The sequence below is a fragment of the Salinimonas marina genome, from assembly GCF_015644725.1.
GTDB lineage: Bacteria > Pseudomonadota > Gammaproteobacteria > Enterobacterales > Alteromonadaceae > Alteromonas.
Genome location: NZ_CP064795.1, coordinates 1754348 through 1776283 on the forward strand (window position 1 = coordinate 1754348; position 21936 = coordinate 1776283).

Sequence of the window (21936 nt, forward strand, 5' to 3'; positions counted from 1 at the left end):
AGGATAGGGCGGTTTAGGTTTACCGTCGGAAATCCTCCACCGGGAATACAATGAATTCTTTATATTCAGCCCACGCGGTATTCCCGTATTCGTTTTCAAATAGCTCACCGCTGTCATCAGGTTCACTTAACTTAGTGATCACCTCATTGGCGTCGAACGGGTTAATTAGCAGCCAGATTTTCTTAGCAGTCATGTGTGGTTCTCCAGGGTAAATTTGTGACTATTCTGTGGCCATAATGGGACCTAAACAGTCGGATCTAGTCTGAACACTCAAAAGGACAACTCAGACTACATAAGACTTTGATATACATGTAATTTATTCCCGCCGGTTCAAGTCCGGCCCCGGGCACCATTTTCTCGTATACACCAATATCTCCTAAACACTATATCAAGCCTCTCTGTGCTTTAAAAAATCTATATATTGCCGCCGGTTTACGTCTCAGCGCGTATAGATCTGCCCAAGCGAATGGCTCCCTTTTCCTCTCTTTATACAGGACAGTCACTTTTTAAAACGACTAAGTTATCCAGGACAGTCACTTTTCAAAACGACTATGCAACTGACTTAGCAACACATGCAGGCTTTTATAATGCTTGTTCCAATCGGCAATAGCGCAATCTAAATCTCATCCTAACCTTGGACAGGCACTTGATATCATAATCGCGGACTCGCACTTGTAGTCTCTACAATGATTCTGAATGAATTGGGCATGCACGCTTTCCTAGCGCTTTATGCAATAGAGTGATAGCGAACCTGATAACAGCGTTTTGAACGCTGCTTGTTGGTAAAAATTAACTGTCAGTTAGATAATCGAGGCGAGCAAAGGAGCCGGCAGACGCCGGGCGGAGTCAAAAACGTTGATGAATTGATCAACAAGAAAGTTAGCAGTTTTATCCTGAGTTGTAATTTACGTTATTCCTGCGCTGAGCCAATAGCTTTTCAACGCTGAGTGTGGATTTAAAATCTGTTTCAATTCCAGACACCATTGCATTCCAGTCAGCCTGTTCAAGCCCAAAGCGACTGAGAATTGGAGGTGTGCAATCATCAATCTTACCTCGCTTTTCGGGATTAAACTGGCGCCCGGTTTGCTCCACAAGCGCGAAGTAATCCTCAGTTCGAAAAGGCAATCCGTCTGGCATTTTACCTGATGTATTGCCGGTGCAGGGAAATAAAGGGTATGGCTGGTGATGACACTTGGCAGCATCAATGCGTTTTTGGATACTGGTGTGTTTAGAACTCTCAAGCGTTTTCGCTAAACAGGCGCGTACAGGATTTAAATCCACATATGCCATACAGGCTGCGAGGGAAGCCTCATCCATCAATGCCTGTGATTTGAATCGCCCTTCCCAGAAATGACCTGTACAACCGTCTTCCTTATTTGCTTGCCGAGCAATGTACTCATTCAGCAATCTCATAAACCAGCTAATATCAAACAGTCGATGGCGATACACCTCTGCGAGATCGTAAACCGTTTCTATTTCTGCTTCTGACATTCCCTCATTTTCCGCCGGATTAAGAAAACGTTGAGCTAAAAGCATACCCTTGTAAAGCTTTTGCCATCGACAGATTACTTCCCTAACAGAAAGCGACTTTGCTTTATCCCTGTTGATTCGTAATACCACATGAGTGTGATTGCCCATGACCGCATAGGCACAAACATCTACGCAAAACACCTCCGCCAGGAATAAAAGTCTGTCTTCCACCCACTGTCGGCGATGCTCGTAACACTTGCCGGATTGCTTATCTCTGCCGCACAAAAATGCTCTGCGCACACAACGAGATACACAGTGGTAATAGGGCGTATCTGAAAGATTGATAAGGCACTTACGTGGTCTGGGCATGAGGTCAAACAGAATAAGGCTGAATGATTCGATTGTGGAGGAGATAACGAAGAATACAACTGTACCCTGGTAGGGTAAGTGACTGTCCTACAAGATAGCATTGCATTCCAGTCAGCCTGTTCAAGCCCAAAGCGACTGGGAATTGGAGGTGTGCAATCATCAATCTTACCTCGCTTTTCGGGATTAAACTGGCGCCCGGTTTGCTCCACAAGCGCGAAGTAATCCTCAGTTCGAAAAGGCAATCCGTCTGGCATTTTACCTGATGTATTGCCGGTGCAGGGAAATAAAGGGTATGGCTGGTGATGACACTTGGCAGCATCAATGCGTTTTTGGATACTGGTGTGTTTAGAACTCTCAAGCGTTTTCGCTTTACAGGCGCGTACAGGATTTAAGGCCACATACAGGATACACAAAAGTGACTGTCCAGTAAGATAGTCCAGTAAGATAACAAGATAGTTGAAACGAGAAAATGCATCGTCTAAAGCCGGGTGATGTGGGTGCTTCGATGAATTGGGTATCATGAAACTCAGCAGAATTGGGCTAGCTGCAAATTGTCTGAGTATTGCACTGGGCTCTGGTCATTTCAAAGTTGACAGCGATCTTAAATCCTTTCCAATAAAAGGAACGATCCGGCCTGGATAAAATATGTGACTACAGGAAGATAACGATAAGGATTTATCAAAGAAAAGAAAGATGGTGGAGCGGGCAGGATTCGAACCTGCGAAGGCTGAGCCGGCAGATTTACAGTCTGCTCCCGTTGACCGCTTGGGTACCACTCCACACAGTGACAAAAGGTTAAGAACTTACCTAAGTGCCATCTCAATTGGTGTCTTGCCAAAAGAGGAGTGCAGTGTAATGGGCGCTGGGCCCGCCGTCAACCTTTAATTAAAAAAAGTATTAATAAAATCATAGGGTTATAATTTGTACAGTGGGTGTATTTTTTAACCACTGTAAAAGCAGCGTCAGCGCTAAAAAGGGCGCCGGATCAGTAAGCTAGCCAGATCCGGCCTGTATGGATTAACTGGTAGGAGCCTATATTTCCGCCGGTTTCAGAAGGCTATAGCCTTGGTTATAGGCATGCTGAAGTAAGCGTCGGCCAAATTCCTGTTCGCCTTTGGTACTGATGTGCCGGCGATCAGAGTAGGTGATGGTATTATCGATCAACAAGTCATCCGGCAGCCGTAAGCCAAACCCCTCTAATTTTGAAATATAGCCAATGCCTGCTTTTGTGAGCTCTTGTGCAAAGATCTCATCTAACAACGTTGAGTGCTCAACAGCTTTGTGGGATACATAATTAGGAAGTTGTTCAGAAAATGCGTGCTGATAGTTCCAATCCACAGGATCTTTCGTCAGCGGCGGCAGCATTCCAATCATCAGCACGGGGGCCGATACTGTATGTCTGACCCTCGTCAGATACGCGACCACATCGCGAATATACTGCTGGTTTATATCCTGGGCAGACCCTTCATGAATTGAGGCGCCGGTGAACAGACGATCCGGAGTTTGTGTGTAAATCACCAGGCCGATACTCTGATCGTGCTGTTCTGCAAAGGCCAGAAAGTCTTCGTACTGACATTGTGGCACATCATTGGGATTTCCATTGTAGCCATGGGCTCGACAGGAGCCCCGTGACACGCTCACCACAAATGGGGTTTCGCTGTTCATTGCCACGGCATTGTATAAATCCATGCCATGGCTTCCGCCTAAAATAAATACGGCTTGGTCATGTTGCCGGCTACATTGTTCAAACCGACGGGCAAACTCAGGATCCAAAGTAGAGGACCATAGCTTACAGGATTCGTCCACCATCGGCTGATTGGTATGGGAGGCATAAGCTGATGCCAGTTGCTGATAACGCGCCATATTGTGTGGCTCGATAAAACCGCGCCAGCTTACGTTGGTATAAAACACCAGGCCGAGCAACAACCCGCTGACCAAACTGACCCCTGAATATTTAAATACTCTGGTTTTATCAAAACGCTGTTTATCTCGAAACGGCCTTTCCACCCAGCGCCACGAGGCGACGCTCAATCCGAAAGATAGCACTATGCCGGTCATGCTGGTAAACAGTGTCAGTTCACCGTCATGGTAAATGCGCAGCAATGCCAATACCGGTTGGTGCCACAGATACAGCGAATAACTGATAATACCGATGAACAACATAAACCGTAGTGACAACATGTTTGCTATGGCGGTGCCTGTGGTAGCAAACAGTAACAGCAACACCGTCCCGGTAACCGGTAGCAGGGTAAGTGCCGAAGGATGGGCTGTGGCCGGGGTAAACATTATGTAGGAAACCAGAATCATGACTAAGCCGGCGCCACTCAGGATGTTTCTGCCAGCAAGTGCTACTCGCTGATAATGGGGGGTGTGGATGTACAGACTGGCCAGAGCGCCTGCCATCAGCTCCCACGCGCGGCCGGGTAATAAATAAAAGTTGCCGGTGGGGTCCACGCTTTGTAACCACTGGGCATAGCCCAGCGACAGCACAAAAATGGCCCCAAGTATGTGAGCAAAATAATGCCGGGCATGTTTAACGAGCAGCATGGCCAGCAGGGGAAACAGCACATAGTATTGTTCTTCTACCGCCAGGCTCCAGGTATGCAGTAAGGGCGACAGTTCGGAGGTGCTGCCAAAATACCCGGTGGTTTGCCAAAAATACATGTTGGAGACAAATCCCACGACCGCCAGCGTACTCTCGCCATAACTTCCCAGTACTTTCGGCGACTGCGTGATAAAAGGCAGTAGCACACTAGTTACCATCAACACAATTGCCAGAGCAGGAAGAATGCGGCGGGCTCTGCGTTCATAAAAGGTTACCACCGAAAACCGGTTTTCGCGCAGCTCCCGGCTTATAATACTGGTAATAAGAAAGCCGCTGATGACAAAAAAGACATCCACGCCCAGATAACCGCCGGACAAACCCGGTAGATCAGCATGCAGCCATAAGACTGGAAGAATAGCCAGGGCCCGCAGGCCATCAATTTCACTTCGATATTGCATATATGCTCTGTAATAAGGGTGGCGCTGACAACATACATCTTTGGGCCAGTACACCGGTATAAAAAGCCTGAGAACTGGCAGGCAAGTATCGAACCATATTTTATATTCCGGGCACAAAAAAAACAGGCCGGCGAGGCCTGTTTTAACTGACTGGATAGCTCAGAACCGCTTTAGTGCAGCGTTATCCTCAGGCGGATATTTTTTCCAAATTAGCCGCATCTTCTATCGGATGGTCAGAATGCAACGCCTGGAATATTTCTTCCTCAGTAGGCATGCGTTTAATGCAAAGCCCGTTATACTCATAATTTTCATTTATAAAGCCCGCCCGCATAAACGCACTTAACCAATTGGTGGCGGGGTAGTAACCCCACTTGGATTTATATAAGTTAGCATTGGTCACAATATCCAGTAAATGGTTAATAGGATACTGATAATTGGCTCGGTATTGATTAAATGTTACATAATCGAGTCGGTGAGTAGAGGTACCCACGCAGGCGCAGCGTGTGGCAAAGTCAATATCGCCGATGCCAAAGCCATGATAGTGCTCGTCAAACCCGTTGGCGGCATCAAAACTGGCTTTATCAAGGGCAAATACCGTTGACTGGAAGGGCTGGCTACCGGTGGTGTGGTCAGTGGCTCGCCGGGCAAAAAGATCTTTTCGGACCTGAAGCGCATCAAACGTGGCATCTTCCGGCATGTCATTCACAGGCTGGATATGGGTAGTATAAATGATTTTATCCTGCCAGTTTTGCATCATATGCTCGAACAGTTGCGGATCGCACACGCAGTCAACATCAAGGTGCACAATTCGCTCGTTTTCACAGGCTGAAAAACCGCGATTGCGGGCCAGTGCCAGAGGAAGCTCTTCTGAGGTGGCAAATTTGTGTTTGATGCAAAATTGTGGGCTCTGGATGAGCGAATTATCCGACGGGGGCGCCATCCATACCACCACTAACTCTGATGGAGGCACACTTGCCTGCTCCAAATTGTGAATCAGATTTGACAGTTGCTGGGTCCGGTTTTTTACAATCGTCACCACACTGAAGTTGTCTTTCATCCGATTATCCTCGTTATGCTATTAAATGGACTATGTGAGTCGTCACATTGTTTTGTCAGTTACTACAGTAAGAGACAGCAAGAGCCGAACCAGAATACCAGACAAATAAGATACTGGTTTTTATGATGAAAGTTTACCACGCTTTTTTCCCTGAGCACGCAGGTGTGAAATAGTTACAGTGACAGAGTGTAGTTTTTGAACGAGCGCAGTAGTAAAGATATTGATATCTAAAGTTTTTATATTAGTTTTACAGCATCTTTTCCACGCTTAGTCCTGTTCAAGACAGTATGTTTCGATTTATCATGAGTTTTATTGAGAATACCAGGCGAAACATTGGCATTATCATGACAATCAAACTTATTGAAGCAGATACTCTGGCAGAACGTCTAAAACACTATCCGTTAGCAGTGTTGAAAGCGACTATGGCCCTGCCCGGAGGGGGGACTTCCGAGCACACTCATACCGAACACCTGCCTGACTCCCAGACTATTGATCTGGATAATGAAGGCAGTCGCCATAAACAGGGTAAAGTGCATCAGCGCTTAGATACGGATGACCTGGCACGGTTAGTGGGCAAACTGGGCCTGACCCCGCAATCTGAGGTGGTCGTGTACGATGGGTTTGGTATGTTTTGCGCCCCGCGCATTTGGTGGATGTTAAAAGCCATTGGCCACGACAAGGTCAGGGTGCTCAACGGCGGACTTCCGGCATGGCAGCGAGCCGGTGGTCTGACTAACCAGCAAAGTAAGTCGGCCCCTTTTCATCAGTTGTATCAGCCTCAGCCTCAAAAAGGGTGGTTCGTAGATAGTGCTGAGGTGCTGGCGGCGCTTAACACCGAAACCCAGATTGTAGATGCACGCAGCCCGGCAAGATTTGATGGCAATGAACCAGAACCCAGGGCGGGTGTGCGCAGTGGCCATATACCGGGCTCATTGAATGTTTATTATCAGGAATTGCTCACTGATAACCGGCTGCGTTCCGCCGCTGAACTTAACGCCATTTTTGATAAAAAAAATGTTAATTTACAACAGCCGATTATTTGTAGCTGTGGTTCGGGTATTACGGCCTGCATTGTTGGCATGGCCGCTTTAATCTGCGGCGCCCCTAAGGTCACGGTGTATGATGGTAGCTGGACCGAGTGGGGGAGCGACCCAGCCTTACCTGTTGAGTTATCACAATGAATCGGCTACCGAAGGTGGTGGTGTTGACCGGCGCCGGGATTTCCGCAGAGTCAGGGTTAGCAACCTTTCGTGACAATAATGGCTTGTGGGAAGAACACCGAATTGAAGATGTGGCCACACCCCAGGCATTTTCTGCCGACCCCGAACGGGTTTACCGTTTTTATAATGCCCGGCGGGCGCAGTTACAGGATCCTGCCATTACCCCCAATACGGCCCACCTGGCTCTGGCCAGACTGCAAAGTACGCTAGGGGACAGGATGATGTTGATTACCCAAAATGTCGATGATTTACATGAGCGCGCCGGCAGTTGCGGGGTGGTTCATATGCATGGCACCTTGCAGTCCTACCGGTGTTTACGTAGCCACAAATCCGTAGCGTACACCAGTGCGTTTGATAGCCGCACACGTTGTAGCTGCTGTAACCCGGGAAGCCCGGTACGCCCGGATATCGTCTGGTTCGGCGAAATGCCGATGCATATAGAGCGAATTATAGAGGCATTGAGCCAGGCGGATATTTTTATTGCCATTGGCACTTCAGGTCAGGTATATCCTGCCGCCGGATTCGTTGACATCGCCCGTGATCATAGCGCACATACGGTAGAGCTTAATTTAGCATCTGCAAGTACCGAAACACTGTTTGAAGAAACCTGGCAAGGCCCGGCAACCAGCGTCGTGCCAGCCTATGTCGATAAGCTGTTAAAAGCTATACCATAATAAATTTTATATAAGAGACCACAGTTATGTTCTGGCAAGACTTTATTACCATTGCCCTGATTCATCTGGTCGCGGTGGCCAGCCCCGGCCCCGACTTTGCCATCGTGGTACGTAACAGTATTACCTTTGGTCGCCGGATCGCCATGTATACCAGTGTCGGCATTGGCCTGGGGATCCTTATTCATGTGGCCTACTCGCTGGTCGGCTTATCGGTGGTGATTAAAACGACACCCTGGTTGTATCAGGCAATCAGTTATCTGGCCGCCGCTTACCTGGTGTATCTGGCCATAGGTGCGCTTAAAAGCGGACCGCCTTCAGCCTCTGCCAAAGGAGAGGATACCCCGGCCCCCAAAGAAAAAAACATGGGGCCGGGTAAAGCTTTATGGATTGGTTTTTTGACCAACGGGCTAAACCCCAAAGCGACGTTGTTTTTTCTGTCTTTGTTTACTGCGTTTATTGATGTAGATACGCCGATGGGGATTAAACTGGCTTATGGTCTTTATCTGGCAATAGCGACCGGTTTGTGGTTTTGCTTTTTGTCTTACATACTGGGCTCTGGCCGGGTTACCCGCCTGCTGGGCCAAAAAGGCTACTGGCTGGACCGCACCATGGGCGTGTTATTGCTGGGGCTGGCGGCAAAACTGGTTTTCGCTTAGAGACCCGCTGAAGATTCAGGTATACTAACGTCGTAATCAATGACTTAAAGAGGATTGGGTGAGCAACACAAACCAAAACCCGCAAGGGGACAGGCTGGAAAAAACCCTGGCTGGCGACTACGAATTTTCGGTAAAACACATTTTGTTGCGCGCGAACAATCTGGTGAAAAACCACTACCCGCTATTAATTGCCGGTTGTGGTGTTATTTTACTGGTGGTGGCAATATTGATGGCGATTCTGGTCAGTCGGTTTTCGTTAGAAGGCCTTACCGAATTATCACAATCTCAACAGGCCTTCATTGATGTGGTGGTTATTTTTTTGATGGCGCCCATTACCACCGGCCTTATCCTGCTGGCCAGTGATTTGGCGGCAAACCGGCCAGTCCGGTTTCAGAATCTGTTTGATTATCTGCCCCAGATTTTGTCGCTGGCAGTGGCGCAATTGTTTGTTTCCATTTTGGTCCAGCTTGGACTTTACCTGCTGATTGTGCCGGGCATGTATGTATTTATGGCCAGTGTCTTTACCCTGCCGATTATCGCCCAGAGAAAAGTGCCGGTAACATCTGCACTGATGCTGTCCTTCAAAGTGGTTAACCGCTATTTATCCGGGTTTATCTCCCTGTTTGGTATTTTTATACTATTGTTGATGCTCAGCGCGTTTACTCTGGGGCTGGCGATGCTCTGGGTGATGCCCCTGTATTATGCGACAGTAGGATTGCTGTTTAATGATCTTTTTGGTTCACAGACATCACAGAGTGCGTCTGAACCATCTAACAATGAGTCTACTTTTGATGCATAAACGCGAAACAATCAAAATTGTTCTGATTACACTGGGTATTCTGGCGGTTATTGTTATCAATGCCTGGATCCTGACCTCCCGGGAGCCGGATATTCTGGAGGTGCCGGAGAGTAAGCAGGCCAGCAAACCAGTGCCTGATTTTTCGTCCTATGAAAATGTCAGTAACCGTAAATCAGCCTTTTTTGATTATCTTCGTCCAGAAGTAGAAAAACAAAATGAGTATCTATTATCGTTACGTCACTATATTCAGACCACGCAGCGCAAGCTGGCCAATGGCGAAAGTCTGTCTGAAGAGGACAACGAACGTCTGACCTGGCTGGTTAAGGAATACGGTGTCAAAAGCTCGGTGGATACCAGCGAAAAGATCAGCCGCTTACTGCAAAAAGTCGATATTTTGCCGGTGGAACTGGTGCTGGTTCAGGCCGCCAACGAATCGGCCTGGGGCACCAGCCGGTTTGCACGGGAAGGCTATAACTTTTTCGGGTTGTGGTGTTTTCGCCGGGGCTGCGGCTTTGTGCCGTCCCAGCGCAACGAAGGTGCCGCTCATGAAGTGGCCCGTTTTGATAATCTGTCCCGGGCGACCTATACCTATATGCGCAACCTGAATCGTCATAAAGCATATAAAGATTTACGCAGTATCCGGGCCCGGTTACGCATGAATCAGATGCCGGTAACCGGAATGGCACTAGCTGAAGGATTGATGAAATACTCCGAGCGGGGCGCAGCCTATGTTGAAGAGCTTCAGGCAATGATTCGCTTTAACAAAGAGTTTCTTACGGAATGAAAATCTTTTTAACCTTTGTCTTATTGATCTTCGGCGCTTCACCGGTCGCGGCAGAAACCTTGCAGCTTAAATACCAGCAATTTTACAGTCATCTGCGAAAACTCAATGGTGAAGATACGCAGGCGTTGCAGTTTGCATTTGGTTTTTTAAATGACACTACTGGCCGGTTGTGCAAAATCCAACAAGCCAGCATTGTTACCCCAAAACAAACCCTGCCGATAGAGATTAGCCCTGAACAGCGTTTTACCCTGCCATCGGAAAAAGCGCTCAAGCTGGCCGACGCCACCATTGATGTAGAGCTGGCCGCTCATGAGGGGCACTGTGATATGTCGGTGCAGCTGGAAACCCGGCCACAGTATTTAAAAAGCTATTACAGTGCTGATGAATTGTCGATGCTGGTGGGGCAATACGAAGCCTTTTTCAATGAAATGGGCAGTTTTTTGTCCTTTATGATGCCGTCGGTGAAAGGCTTGTCATTTCAGTTTGCCGATCCTTACCTGCAACAGCCTTTAAAGGATGCACCACAAATTACCAGCGGTTTACTGCAGTTGCCCAGTAACTGGCTGCAACAAGAAAAACCCCTGGTGCTACCTGAGGCGCCGATACGCATCACGGCCATCGCTTCGGCCCAATAGGTTGCAGCGTTAAAATCCCTGGGGCGGTCAATCGTTCAGGACCAGCTGATAACGAATCTGTTCCGCCAGCCGATTAACGGTTTCCTCGCCTTTTTCACACAACTCGGTGGCCCGGTGAAATTCCAGTAAGCCCACATCCGCCAGATAAGGCTCTATCAGCACATCCGGTGGATCGCCGCCCAGACGTGAGCGGGTAACCCGTGCCTGCAGTATTTCCAGTGAGCTGCTCATCACACTCAATATACCTGGTGGTGATTTGTTATCGTCGCTGCCTTCAGGGGAAAACCACTGACGTACTACGCTGGAGCTTTTTTGCAAAAAATGCTCGGTTTTACGATCATTTTCTTCGTGTTTCTCGGCTGGCTTTTCAAGCCGCTGCGGACGAAAGTCGGCATTCAGATTTACGGCAATAACAAAGTCAGCGCCTAACTGACGACACAGATTTACCGGCACCGGATTCACTACCGCGCCATCTACCAGCCAACGTCCATTATATGACACCGGACTGAACAATGCCGGAATGGCGCAGGAGGCCTGAATCGCTGTGTCCAGCGGGCCGGAGCCAAACATGACTTCGCGACCTGAGTGAAGATCTGTTGCCACGACGGCGAATTTTTTTTCCATTTCTTCAAAGGTGGCGGCGCAAAAATCAGTCTGCAGCTTTTTAAATACCTTTTCGCCACTTGCCAGGCCACCTTTTCGAATCCCGATCCCCATCAGTGACAACACCTGCCATTCGGTTAAAGAACAGGACCACTCCCGTAGCTCGTCAAGTTTACCGCTGGCATAGGCAGCGCCGACGTAGGCACCCACCGAGCAGCCAGCCACAATATCAATTTTTACCCCAAGCTTTTCAAGGGCCTGAATAATGCCGATATGGGTCCAGCCGCGGGCTGCACCTGCGCCCAGTGCAATACCTATTTTCATATAGTGTTATTCCATTATGTTGATAACCTGAACCGGGGTAGGCTGGTCGGCGTCGCTCGATTCAGATTCAAATTGGGGTTCATCAAAAGCAGTATCGCCGTCGGCCACAGGCCCTTCGGAGCGCGCAATATCTTCAAAATTATGCAGCTGACGGTCGAGCAGATGGGAAGGTGCGACATTTTGCATCGCTTTGAACATAGACTCGATACGGCCCGGAAAACGTTGATTCCAGTCCTGTAGCATATGCTTGATATTCTGGCGTTGCAGATTTTCCTGCGAGCCACACAAGTTGCAGGGAATGATTGGAAATTCAGCCGTAGCAGAGTATTTTTCGATGTCTTTTTCGCTGCAATAGGCCAACGGACGGATGACAATATGCTGACCGTCGTCGCTGACTAATTTAGGCGGCATAGATTTTAGTTTTCCGCCATGAAACATGTTTAAAAACAAGGTTTCGAGCATGTCATCACGATGGTGCCCAAGGGCGATTTTGGTGGCACCTAATTCGGTGGCGGTACGATACAAAATACCCCGGCGCAGACGTGAACATAATGCGCAGGTGGTTTTACCCTCAGGCACCTTTTCTTTAACGATAGAATAGGTATCTTCTTCCACAATCTGATAGTCCACTCCCAGATTATCAAGATACTCAGGCAACACATGTTCAGGAAATCCCGGCTGCTTCTGGTCCAGGTTCACCGCGATAATATCAAACGAGATGGGGGCTATCTTGCGTAAATATAGCAGGATATCGAGCATCGTATAGCTGTCTTTGCCTTCTATTAAATAATGTCTCTGGAATTGAAGAGGTGTAGATATTGTAACCCATTGTTTAATATTGCTAAAATATTTAAGTGGAAGGGCGGATGCTTTACACAATATATAGCTTTTGTATACAAACGTTAAAGTAGCCCTCAGGTATCTGCTTAATAGCAATGATGAAGCTTTACAAAAATTGACCAAGACTTTGTAAATGTGCCAAATGAAAATTATTAGCTCTGTATTTAATGACAGTCCACGATAGGCTGATGTCCAGCCAAAGCCGGGAGCATAAACCAGCTTATTTTGATACTGCATTAGAGAGGTCCTAACTTACGCTTCATAACTTATTGCTACATCAATAAGGTTTGTGGATGAAATGGTTGGGCCACTGTGCTCATACTCTTGACGAGGTCCATCTCTAACGATCATTAAGTCTTCAAAATTGAAAATACTGTTATCGGCCAATTGGCTGGGGCTGACATCACAAATGCTGTTAAATATATTTTCAATTCTTCCGGGGCTTGATCTATCCCAGTCAGTGAGCAACCCTTTAATCATTTTCCTTTGAAGATTTTCTTGTGAACCGCATAAGTTGCAAGGAATAATGGGAAAGCGACAGATTTCAGCATACTTTGCGATGTCTTTTTCGCGACAGTAAGAGAGCGGGCGGATTACTATATTGCGTTTATCGTCACTGAGCAGTTTTGGAGGCATTGCCTTCATCTTTCCATTGTTGAACATGTTAAGGAATAATGTTTCAACAATATCATCCATGTGATGACCCAAAGCAATTTTAGTTGCGCCGATTTCTTCAGCGAAAGTGTATAGAGAACCTCGTCTTAATCTCGAGCAGAGCGAGCAGGTTGTTTTTCCTTCTGGTACCTTTTCTCTAACAATCGAGTAAGTGTCTTTATCTATGATATAGTAATCGATATCCTTTGATTCGAAATAATTTGGCAGAATGTGTTCTGGGAAACCTGGTTGCTTCTGATCAAGGTTTACAGCAACCACCTCGAAGTCAATTGGCGCAACTTTTCTTAGATGAATCAATATATCCAGTAATACGAATGAATCCTTTCCACCACTGACAGCACAAAGTACCTTATCTCCATGCTCAATCATATTGAAATCTTGAACAGCTTTGCCCGTAAGACCCCTCAATTTTTTTTGTAATTTCTTTTGATCGTTTGAAAGTGTCACAGTTTGTCCTCGGGTCTTTCTGCGATAAGCAAATCTATATTTCCTTTAAAAGCAGGTATTTCTGCAGCATTCTGAAGAATTCGCTGAAGAAACCTTTTTTGTTCATTGATAATTTTATTCCTGATATCAACATCAGCCTGAAGCTTCTTAACTTGTAAAACCAAATCGACATCTTTTTTTGTAATAGCTTTCTCTATTTGGGGTGTAGCCCCTCTCAAGCTTTTCTTTTTTGTTCTGTAAGCATTATAAATGCCTTTATAGTCTTCAAGTGTCTGCCTGGTTATTTTTAAGCCTAATTCAATGTTTATCTTTTGAGTCAATAGTGCCCAAGTCAGCCTACCTTCCCAGACCCAAAGCATCTTTTCGATCCTAAACTGCATTTCCTCAGTTATTTTTGGTTTGGCTGGCAATGAAAAAAACTCCTAACAATTCGCAAGTAGAGACAGGAAAACTGCAATATTGTAAATCCTGTAGACATACCCCTCAAGCTCAAATATTGTCTTTTTGATACAGAAATTTCTGAAACCCAATGAATGTTTAGCGAATTACGGGTTCTATCCAGACTTTACGTATACATCCATAAGGTGGCAAATTATACCTGTAAGGAGTGTCTATCACCAAACGAAGGAAGCATTCCCCAGAAGTCAAACACGAATTGATGTTACTTGCACAGCAACCTGATGCAAGTAGCCGTCAAATTGCATGGCAACTTAAATACCTGCCTATTCATTCGAAGTAATTTGAGACAAAAAAATGGTCTATTGCTATCGGTTTATTTGACTCCCCAGCTTTTACTTTTATCGACTTTTTAGAACACTAAAGAGTGTATTGATTAATTTTACAACATGAATACTTTTTTCCGGAAGCGACCAAATGAGTCTATCGTCGATCCATACCATCTAGGGAGAGGGTTGTAGAGAAGATTCTCTACTGTATCCTTATCTGCGAAGGCTGTAGTTAGATCATGTGAGTTGACGCCTCGAGAAGAAGTACCATTTACCATGTTTAATTTTGGAAACTCTGTACTATTTATCTCATTTGTTTCTGAAGTTTTAATGACGGCGCAATGTGGTACTTCTTCAGAAACTCGACTTGCAAATTCAAGCAAGCGTGGGTGTGCCAAGGAAATAAAATAGCCCATACCTGTATCATTAGGTTGTGCCCTTAGAACTCGTCCCAATACTTGCCTGAAGTAGAGTTCAGTTGTTACCAATGAAAGATAGCAACAGACCCTCAAGCGAGGAATATTAGTTCCTTCGCTGATCATGCCAATCGATATAATCCATTTTTTTGTACTTCGTTTGAAATTTTGAATTAGCCGTTCAGGCTCACTTTCTTTGTAGGTAACCACTTCGCTATATTCACCCAGTGCAAGAAGCAAAGATTGGATTTTTTTAGCATGAGAAATCGACGCCGCGACAATTAAGCCTCCTGCATCTGAAGCAATCAGACGTTGTTCGTTTAACCGAACAATCCCACGCTTTAGGATTTGTCGTAACACCTCATCGTGGGAAGTGAATTCTGAGTAAGGTAGGGTGCTATTCTCAAGAAATTTCGTTATCGAATTAAAGTGCTTTTTATTATCATCCTCAACGACAGTAATAAGCTCGTTGTCTAATAGAGTGAGGTGTGGAACGCGACAGACGCCATCATTGATGGCTTGCTTTAGGTCATAACTGTAATCAACCTGTATTTGGTTGTTCTCACCCACATAATTCGCCAGCGCGATCGGAATAGTGTCGCTTCTCCAAGGGGTACCAGTCAAAGCAATAGTGTAAATTGCTCTCCCTTGAATATGCTTCAGAATTTTAGCTCCCCAAGCATTGGCATTTTCAATCTGACTACCTGAACAGTGATGTATTTCATCAAAAATTACAAACACTCGGTAGGTACTCAATAGATGCCAAAATGTATCATCCAGATGCCTCATGCTTTGATAAGTAAGTGATGAACCTATTGCGCCCATGCGCCCACAAAAGCGTTTTCCAGTAATGGCTTCAAGCTCAGTTCTGAAGTCATTTGCTACAACAGTCGAAGGAGAAAAGCATAATACGAGATCAATCTTATCTTGCTTGAGGAGGATGTCAGCGAGGGCAGATGCCATGACAGTTTTTCCGGCACCTGGCGTTGCAAGACATAAAAAATGAGAAAAGGGTGATTCAAATTTTTCTAGAGCGGCGTTAATGGCTCTTTGCTGCCAGTTTCTTAGCCTCATGACAATCGGGCTTCATGCTCAGCGAGTAAACGTTCAAAACCCTTTACTTTTCCCAGCATGAGTTTCGCTTGCTCTCTCGTATTCTGATAGTGGGGTTTGACGTACTCTGCAAAATCAGGCATTTCTTGCACCCACTCTGAATAAGCTTCTGTCTCACCTACGCTCATCAGCATTTCTGTTTTATAACGTCGTATCTTCTCTTGTAGCTGTGAAACTATGAGGTCATTAGTTTTATTTCCATAGATCTCAGTTCGATGAACCAACTCTGAATCTTCTGAGGACTCAGTACACCAACGAAAAACGATCGCTTTGCCACTCTTTCCCTGAATAGCTGAAATTATTCCTTCCTTTGAAAGTCGTTTTAAGTGCCTATAGACGAACTGCGTGGCATTTTTCTTATTATCAAACTCTTTCGAATATGTTTCGAAAAGATATCTCGTTACGTCAGTTACTGTAAAAGAATGCAAATCAAGAGATTCGATAAATTTATAAAAATCAATGTTATATAATTTTTTAGGCATAATGTACTTCTCTAATGCTTAGCTCTCGTCTCGAAATTCGCGACAGTCTACTTTGTCTCTATCATCGAGACAATGAAAACGTCAGTATACTCCTCACATTACGATAAGCTCAGGTTGTGGTTAAAAGCACGACGTGAAGAGCAATCTTTGTCTTTGCGAGAGGTCTCGGAAAGATGGGGTAGACACCATTCTATTTTGGGAAAGATTGAACAAGCCCGGCGCAAAATTGAGTTAGTAGAGTTCATCGAGCTATGTGAGATAATCGGTGCTGACCCGCATGACGGGCTTTCTCTACTCATAACATCAATGAATGAAGAATCGTCGGTACATAAACTCTGAATTTTCCCTGAGATCAAACTTCAGTTTGCTTTGCAGCTATCTCTAAATTAAAACGATTGTGATACAAATGTGTTCTTCGGGCACTAAGCGGATATTGAGAAAATGGAAGTCTTACTCCGGTACGAGCGATTAGCGTAAGTGGGCAGTGCGGACTTTTAAGGAGATTTTTCGCTCATAGCTCACATCCGAAACTATTAAGTAAATCCCACCAAATCTAGTTGAAACTACTGTCTGTAACATTTATGGCCTGTAATGGTTTTATATTCATAGCTTTATTGAATCCCTGAATTTAAGGTGATAATTTTAAGATTTGGGATTCTTCTTATGGCAAAGGCTGTTGTTGCAGGTTGGCAGGGGCACGACTATCAGGCTAGGGTATTCTGGTATTACGCTTCCTTTCTAAAAGATAGGACTAGGTCTGATGTTATAGAAGTGTCGTATGAAGCTGATGCCCCTAAAGCGTTTGATGATGTAGTAGTTAAATATAATCCGCCAAGATCAGGTTACAACCCAGAACGAATTGCTGCAGAGTATTTCCAGATAAAATATCATGTTGTTTCAGGAGGCCGATTTGGTTACGAAAGCCTGATTAATCCCGAATTCATCAACGCGCAGTCCAACTCTTTGCTTCAACGTCTCAAAGAAGCAAAAGTAGTAGCTGATCCAAGTTCTTCTTTTATTCTTGTCACTACCGACACCATCTTAGACGGCGATCCCCTAGGAGAAATTCATAGGAACACTGACGGCTCTTTGGATTTGGATAAGCTTGCGGTTGGCAAAACTGCAAGAAGCAATATGGGCAAAGTTAGGAAGTTGTGGCGCGATCATCTAGGACTTAATAATGATCAAGAACTCTTTGAACTCCTAAGAGGTTTTAGGATTGAGGCGCCAGCAGATTCTCTAGAGCGTCTACGAGAAAATGCTAATATGCGGTTTAAATTTGTCGGGATAACGCCTTGCGAAACCAGCTCAGATTTTCGCTATGACGGTCTGATTCGAACGCTGAAAGGCCAAGGAAAATACCAATTTAATCGTGACCAGTTTGAGGAAATGTGTATAGCTGAAGGACTAATACAATCATGTCCTATTGAAGATTATACCGCTGTTTCTCTCCGTTCATTCAGAGATGGTCCATTTGAAACCTTGGACGCCTCCGAGGAAAATACACTTTCCCTGCTGCATTATTTTGAGGGACGTTTTCCTGTTCCAGGTATCGAATGGGAGAATTCAATTCAGCCTGTCGTTACGGAATTCCTTCATAAAATTAGGCAATCTCAGAGAGGAAAAAAAATCAGGCTTTTTCTTGATGCACACTCATCTATCGCTATGCTAGCAGGAAAGTGCTTTGGCGTTAAATCAAGTGTAATAGTAGAGCTAGTGCAGAAGGGAAGGGGTTCACCATCTATATGGAACGTCGATGATGGAGGCGAAATTCGACTTACAGATGTCGAAACAATAAATGTGGAAAGAGGTAGGGACATTGCAATTGTACTCAGTATCACAAGAAATGCTCTTCCGGACGCTCAAGATTACATCGTGTCCGAATTAAGTGAGGTCGGTCAAATTCTGCATTTCTCACCAAGAGAAGGGTTTGGTTTTCAATCAATAACGAGCGGCGCTCATGCTTCGAACGTTGCGGAATTTGTAGCAAAAAAGTTTGGAGATGTCCGTGTTCCTTTTGGTGCAAAAGTCCACATTTTTAGTGCTGCGCCTAATGCAGTTAATTTCTTTGTCGGTCAGCAAACAGACTACTTTGGAACCTGTATTTTTTACGAGTTTGACTTTAATCGTCAGGTACATGCCTCATATATTCCTTCGTTCAGGGTATAATTACTATGGAACTTAATGCACAATTTAATGAATTTTTGACAAAAATCAGGCCTACAGATAAACAAAAAGAAGACTGGAAAAATGGGGCCAAAACGCTTCGTACTAGGTTAAATAACTATGAGCCGCTGCGGGATATTGTTGTTTCTACTTTTCTTCAGGGGAGTATTCGTCGTTCAACTGCCATAAAACCATTGAATGATAAGCGTCCCGATGTTGATATTGTTGTTGTTACTAATCTTGACTATGCTCGAACTACACCCAGGGATGCGATGGATCTATTCGAGCCATTTCTTGAAAAATTTTATTCTGGCAAATGGCAGCCACAAGGACGATCTTTTGGCATTACACTTTCTTACGTTGAACTAGATCTCGTTATAACCGCAATACCTGCATCTGGAGAGGAAAAGCTATCGCTTTTGCAGCTCTATCGGTCAGAGTCAGTTCAAACAGTAAATTCATTGGAAGAACAGACCGACTGGCGGCTTAACAAAAATTGGAAGCCAACAGGCTTGTTCGATTCTAGCTCTAACAGCTTACAAGACGCACCAGCATCTGAATGGAAGGCACACCCCTTGTTACTCCCAGACAGAGATGAAAACATTTGGGGAAGAACACATCCTCTAGCCCAGATAAAGTGGACTGCAGAAAAAAACCGTGCTTGTAATGGCCACTATATAAACCTTGTCAGAGCAGTAAAGTGGTGGAAACAGAATAATAACGACAATCTACCTAAATATCCTAAAGGATATCCTCTCGAACATTTAATTGGTAACGCTCTGAACGATGGTACTCCCTCCATGGCAAGTGGTCTGGTTCAACTTATTGATACTTTCTTGAACCGGTGGGAACCTTTCTACAATCAAAAAAGAAAACCCTCTCTATCCGATCATGGTGTTCAAGAACATGACGTACTTGCTAGGTTGTCCCTTGAAGACTTTTGTCTATTTTATGAAGGTATAGCCGGGGCTTCTGTAATTGCACATAAAGCACTGGCATCTGAAGATGCAAAAGAAAGTGCAGAACTTTGGCAACAGCTGTTTGGTACATTGTTTCCACTCCCTGGCCCACAAGGGGGAGATCGAAGTGGTGGATTTACAACTCCGACAAAGCCGGCAGAGCCTCAGAAAACTGGACGATTCGCTTGACTAATGTTGTTCAAAGTGTGCCCTATGAATTACAGGAAATCTCTGACTTAATTAATGCAGATCCCAGAACGGAAACCATCAGCTCCTGGGTATTCTCAGAGGGTAAAATATGGTCATTAAAATTTATCGTTCAGCTTTCGGTTCAACCATCTCAATTTATGCCAGAGTTCAGCTCATGGCATCTTGTGATCTGGCAAGAAGGCACTTTCGTCAAAATTGAAATGTATCCGGATAAAAAAGATGGGATATCGGTTACGTTTCAACATCAGGATGGTAACTATAAAGATGAAACTCAGCGACCTTGGACTGCTGGAAAACCATGCCTTGAAAATGCTTTTGCAGTTTTTGGTCGATGTCAATGGTTGGAAGAGCCAGAGGAATTGGCTGATAGAGTACTCTGGCGGCTTAACCGATTACAACAATGGATAGATGCAGCTGCGCTTGAAAATCTTGCTGTCAAGGGTGAACCGCTGGAATTACCAGCCTTTACAGGACACTCTGCATATTCACAGATTGGATTTGTAGAGAAAACAGATGAGCTGAAATACTGGCAGTCAATGATTGGAAAGTGGGGCTATGCCAGCATTAGTATTTTACAGGGTACTCTTGATACACGTTATATAAGAGAGTTTTATAATAGCGATAAGAAGTTAATCCGGAGGTCGGAATGGTCTCCGGCTATGTGCAATAGGCCCAAAATCAAAGATATTATTTGGTTAATGTTACCTGCACTTCCTATTTTGCAACCATGGCAGGCTCCGCGAACGTGGATGGAGCTTAACCAGTCGTTAAAAAACTTAGGTTTATCTTTCTCAGATTTTCTGGTTGATATTGGTCGTTCATTAAGGAAAGCATATCGCCGTCGTCTTCCAAAAACATTAATGCTTGGATTTCCGCTTCAAGAAAAAGTAGGAGAAGAACCACAGCATATTCACTGGCTGGCGTTACGCCTAACTGGTATTAGTGACAACTCGACGACACGACGTGGATTTCGATCCACTGAACGGAATAGAAGAGTGTGGGACCGAGAGCAGTCATTGTCACGGGAGCCCATCAAATGGGTACGCACACAAAATTGGACTTCTGGCCAACTTAGAACACGTGGAGAAATAAGCGGTGACATTCAAAGAAAGAAAATTCTGATAATTGGCGCGGGTTCGTTAGGAAGTGCAATATCAGAAAACCTTTTACGAATAGGCGTTGTCTCTCTTGGAATTCTTGACTCAGACTACATCCAAGTAGGCAATCTTAGTCGTCATGCTCTAACCATGTCGGCAGTGGGTAGAAACAAAGCAGAGGCTCTTGCCGAACATTTGAATTGCATTTTGCCGGACGCAAACGCAAGTTCGTTTAACTGTGATTTTCCGCCAGAAAGCGAGTCCATTAGAAATTATCTGCGCAAGTTTGACGTCGTTGTAGACTGCACAGGAGAAGACAAAGTACTTAAGGCTATGTCTGATTTTAACTGGCAATGTGAGAAAGTCTTTGTGAGTCTGGCTATGACTTGGAAAGCGGAAGGTCTTTTCGCTTATGCTGCTAAAGAGACTATATTTCCGGTAATTGATGCTATATCACATTTTAAAAAATGCCCTTCACCTGAAATTGACGTAACCGATGCCAAAATCGAGGGAGTAGGTTGCTGGCATCCGGTCTTTCCTGCCCGGGCGGAGGACGTAAATTTATGGGCTGCCATAGGCACAAAATTTATTTGCAGGATAGTAGGCACATCAAAGAGAGCATACGAATATTTTAAGCAAAACCAGGATGGAACTGTAGAGCGGCAAACCCATGAGTATTGAGGATATAACGTTTTCTTGCGCAAGTGCAGAGTTTATAGTCAAACTTAGTGCCACGGCACTGAAACAAATTATTGATGAATGTATCAAAGCTGGGAGAAATGAAACCGGCGGTATTTTAATAGGCTCTTACAGTAAAGACGGTTCTACTGCTCTTCTTGTTGAAGCCACTGCGAGACCTGATGATTCCCTCGCTGGTAGAACAACATTTCAACGAGGGATAAATGGGTTGCAACCTTTACTCGATTCGCGCTGGAAAGTGGGCAGATATTACGTTGGCGAGTGGCATTTCCATCCAGGAGGTTCTCCTGAGCCTAGTAGAGATGATCTAGAATCGATGAGACTAATTTCCCAAGCTCCAAATTATCAATGTCAGGAACCCATAATGATCATTCTAGGCGGTTATCCACCAGTATCTTATAAGCTAAGTGGCAGCGTTTTTCCTCGGGGAAAAATACCGGTTCGCCTTAATTGAATTAGTCATCATTTGATCTGTCAGATTCAATTTTGGAGCTTAATAAATTCTGACAGTCT

Annotated in this window: 20 protein-coding genes, 1 tRNA gene and 1 pseudogene; 11 read left to right on the forward strand and 11 right to left on the reverse strand. The window is 45.0% G+C overall.

The window, feature by feature from the left end; all coding sequences use genetic code 11:
- Nucleotides 1-19: 19 nt before the first annotated feature.
- The 5 genes from IT774_RS07755 to IT774_RS07775 form a co-directional block, all read right to left on the reverse strand.
- On the reverse strand, nucleotides 20-193 hold the full coding sequence (locus IT774_RS07755) for a hypothetical protein (protein WP_195812062.1): 174 nt from the start codon (nucleotides 191-193) through the stop codon (nucleotides 20-22).
- Between the two features lie 695 nt (nucleotides 194-888).
- A complete protein-coding gene (locus IT774_RS07760; RefSeq protein WP_232365151.1) occupies nucleotides 889-1701 on the reverse strand; it encodes a transposase in 813 nt (270 codons plus the stop codon).
- Nucleotides 1702-2533: 832 nt separating this feature from the next.
- Nucleotides 2534-2618, reverse strand: a tRNA-Tyr gene (locus IT774_RS07765).
- A gap of 253 nt (nucleotides 2619-2871) precedes the next feature.
- Nucleotides 2872-4842 (reverse strand): acyltransferase family protein, encoded by a 1971-nt coding sequence (locus IT774_RS07770; RefSeq protein WP_195812064.1) that lies wholly within the window; start codon nucleotides 4840-4842, stop codon nucleotides 2872-2874.
- A gap of 187 nt (nucleotides 4843-5029) precedes the next feature.
- Nucleotides 5030-5899: a glycosyltransferase family 2 protein gene (locus IT774_RS07775; protein ID WP_195812065.1), complete on the reverse strand. Its 870-nt coding sequence runs from the start codon at nucleotides 5897-5899 to the stop codon at nucleotides 5030-5032.
- A gap of 344 nt (nucleotides 5900-6243) precedes the next feature.
- Here IT774_RS07775 and IT774_RS07780 point away from each other — a divergent pair, with 344 nt between their 5' ends.
- Genes IT774_RS07780 through IT774_RS07805 form a run of 6 tightly spaced genes read left to right on the forward strand, consistent with a single transcriptional unit; the run spans nucleotide 6244 to nucleotide 10667 of the window.
- Entirely contained in the window at nucleotides 6244-7080 is an 837-nt protein-coding gene (locus IT774_RS07780) for a sulfurtransferase (RefSeq protein WP_195812066.1), read from the forward strand.
- Entirely contained in the window at nucleotides 7077-7793 is a 717-nt protein-coding gene (cobB, locus tag IT774_RS07785) for a Sir2 family NAD+-dependent deacetylase (RefSeq protein ID WP_195812067.1), read from the forward strand. The genes IT774_RS07780 and cobB overlap by 4 nt, the downstream gene beginning before the upstream one ends.
- A 26-nt stretch (nucleotides 7794-7819) precedes the next feature.
- A complete protein-coding gene (locus IT774_RS07790; protein WP_195812068.1) occupies nucleotides 7820-8449 on the forward strand; it encodes a LysE family translocator in 630 nt (209 codons plus the stop codon).
- Nucleotides 8450-8507: 58 nt separating this feature from the next.
- On the forward strand, nucleotides 8508-9248 hold the full coding sequence (locus IT774_RS07795; RefSeq protein ID WP_195812069.1) for a DUF2189 domain-containing protein: 741 nt from the start codon (nucleotides 8508-8510) through the stop codon (nucleotides 9246-9248).
- Nucleotides 9241-10032, forward strand: coding sequence for a glucosaminidase domain-containing protein (locus IT774_RS07800; protein WP_195812070.1), 792 nt, complete (start codon nucleotides 9241-9243; stop codon nucleotides 10030-10032). Before IT774_RS07795 ends, IT774_RS07800 begins: the two co-directional genes overlap by 8 nt.
- Entirely contained in the window at nucleotides 10029-10667 is a 639-nt protein-coding gene (locus IT774_RS07805) for a DUF2987 domain-containing protein (protein WP_195812071.1), read from the forward strand. Before IT774_RS07800 ends, IT774_RS07805 begins: the two co-directional genes overlap by 4 nt.
- Nucleotides 10668-10694: 27 nt before the next feature.
- Here IT774_RS07805 and rssA read toward each other — a convergent pair whose 3' ends face one another.
- From rssA to IT774_RS07835, 6 genes and pseudogenes are all read right to left on the reverse strand, one after another.
- Nucleotides 10695-11594 carry a patatin-like phospholipase RssA gene (gene rssA, locus IT774_RS07810; RefSeq protein WP_195812072.1) on the reverse strand — a complete coding sequence of 300 codons (900 nt, stop codon included), beginning with the start codon at nucleotides 11592-11594 and terminating at the stop codon, nucleotides 10695-10697.
- A gap of 6 nt (nucleotides 11595-11600) precedes the next feature.
- Nucleotides 11601-12371 (reverse strand): annotated as a pseudogene (gene ttcA, locus IT774_RS07815) (tRNA 2-thiocytidine(32) synthetase TtcA); the annotation flags it as partial.
- Between the two features lie 315 nt (nucleotides 12372-12686).
- Nucleotides 12687-13556, reverse strand: a complete 870-nt coding sequence (gene ttcA / locus IT774_RS07820) for a tRNA 2-thiocytidine(32) synthetase TtcA (protein WP_195812074.1) — start codon at nucleotides 13554-13556, stop codon at nucleotides 12687-12689.
- Nucleotides 13553-13966, reverse strand: a complete 414-nt coding sequence (locus IT774_RS07825) for a hypothetical protein (RefSeq protein WP_195812075.1) — start codon at nucleotides 13964-13966, stop codon at nucleotides 13553-13555. Before IT774_RS07825 ends, ttcA (IT774_RS07820) begins: the two co-directional genes overlap by 4 nt.
- Nucleotides 13967-14394: 428 nt before the next feature.
- The gene (locus IT774_RS07830; protein ID WP_195812076.1) at nucleotides 14395-15771 is read right to left on the reverse strand and encodes a DEAD/DEAH box helicase; all 1377 of its coding nucleotides are present in this window, start codon (nucleotides 15769-15771) and stop codon (nucleotides 14395-14397) included.
- Nucleotides 15768-16292, reverse strand: coding sequence for a hypothetical protein (locus IT774_RS07835; protein ID WP_195812077.1), 525 nt, complete (start codon nucleotides 16290-16292; stop codon nucleotides 15768-15770). The genes IT774_RS07830 and IT774_RS07835 overlap by 4 nt, the downstream gene beginning before the upstream one ends.
- Before the next feature lie 72 nt (nucleotides 16293-16364).
- Between IT774_RS07835 and IT774_RS07840 the strand changes: the two genes are divergently transcribed.
- From IT774_RS07840 to IT774_RS07860, 5 genes are all read left to right on the forward strand, one after another.
- Nucleotides 16365-16631 (forward strand): helix-turn-helix domain-containing protein, encoded by a 267-nt coding sequence (locus IT774_RS07840; protein ID WP_195812078.1) that lies wholly within the window; start codon nucleotides 16365-16367, stop codon nucleotides 16629-16631.
- 324 nt (nucleotides 16632-16955) lie between these two features.
- Nucleotides 16956-18461, forward strand: a complete 1506-nt coding sequence (locus IT774_RS07845) for an SAVED domain-containing protein (protein ID WP_195812079.1) — start codon at nucleotides 16956-16958, stop codon at nucleotides 18459-18461.
- Nucleotides 18462-18466: 5 nt separating this feature from the next.
- Nucleotides 18467-19606: an SMODS domain-containing nucleotidyltransferase gene (locus IT774_RS07850; RefSeq protein WP_195812080.1), complete on the forward strand. Its 1140-nt coding sequence runs from the start codon at nucleotides 18467-18469 to the stop codon at nucleotides 19604-19606.
- A complete protein-coding gene (locus IT774_RS07855; protein ID WP_195812081.1) occupies nucleotides 19603-21405 on the forward strand; it encodes a HesA/MoeB/ThiF family protein in 1803 nt (600 codons plus the stop codon). Before IT774_RS07850 ends, IT774_RS07855 begins: the two co-directional genes overlap by 4 nt.
- Complete coding sequence (locus IT774_RS07860; protein WP_195812082.1) at nucleotides 21395-21877, forward strand: Mov34/MPN/PAD-1 family protein; 483 nt, start codon at nucleotides 21395-21397, stop codon at nucleotides 21875-21877. The genes IT774_RS07855 and IT774_RS07860 overlap by 11 nt, the downstream gene beginning before the upstream one ends.
- The last annotated feature ends 59 nt before the right edge of the window (nucleotides 21878-21936 follow it).

Bases quoted from the DNA above. Each gene is read 5' to 3' on its own strand.
- IT774_RS07840 (WP_195812078.1), top strand. From the start codon at position 16,365: ATGAAAACGTCAGTATACTCCTCACATTACGATAAGCTCAGGTTGTGG.
- IT774_RS07770 (WP_195812064.1), bottom strand. From the start codon at position 4,842: ATGCAATATCGAAGTGAAATTGATGGCCTGCGGGCCCTGGCTATTCTT.
- IT774_RS07790 (WP_195812068.1), top strand. From the start codon at position 7,820: ATGTTCTGGCAAGACTTTATTACCATTGCCCTGATTCATCTGGTCGCG.
- IT774_RS07805 (WP_195812071.1), top strand. From the start codon at position 10,029: ATGAAAATCTTTTTAACCTTTGTCTTATTGATCTTCGGCGCTTCACCG.
- IT774_RS07755 (WP_195812062.1), bottom strand. From the start codon at position 193: ATGACTGCTAAGAAAATCTGGCTGCTAATTAACCCGTTCGACGCCAAT.
- IT774_RS07800 (WP_195812070.1), top strand. From the start codon at position 9,241: ATGCATAAACGCGAAACAATCAAAATTGTTCTGATTACACTGGGTATT.
- IT774_RS07845 (WP_195812079.1), top strand. From the start codon at position 16,956: ATGGCAAAGGCTGTTGTTGCAGGTTGGCAGGGGCACGACTATCAGGCT.
- IT774_RS07850 (WP_195812080.1), top strand. From the start codon at position 18,467: ATGGAACTTAATGCACAATTTAATGAATTTTTGACAAAAATCAGGCCT.
- IT774_RS07830 (WP_195812076.1), bottom strand. From the start codon at position 15,771: ATGAGGCTAAGAAACTGGCAGCAAAGAGCCATTAACGCCGCTCTAGAA.
- IT774_RS07835 (WP_195812077.1), bottom strand. From the start codon at position 16,292: ATGCCTAAAAAATTATATAACATTGATTTTTATAAATTTATCGAATCT.
- IT774_RS07860 (WP_195812082.1), top strand. From the start codon at position 21,395: ATGAGTATTGAGGATATAACGTTTTCTTGCGCAAGTGCAGAGTTTATA.
- IT774_RS07775 (WP_195812065.1), bottom strand. From the start codon at position 5,899: ATGAAAGACAACTTCAGTGTGGTGACGATTGTAAAAAACCGGACCCAG.
- IT774_RS07780 (WP_195812066.1), top strand. From the start codon at position 6,244: ATGACAATCAAACTTATTGAAGCAGATACTCTGGCAGAACGTCTAAAA.
- rssA (WP_195812072.1), bottom strand. From the start codon at position 11,594: ATGAAAATAGGTATTGCACTGGGCGCAGGTGCAGCCCGCGGCTGGACC.
- cobB (WP_195812067.1), top strand. From the start codon at position 7,077: ATGAATCGGCTACCGAAGGTGGTGGTGTTGACCGGCGCCGGGATTTCC.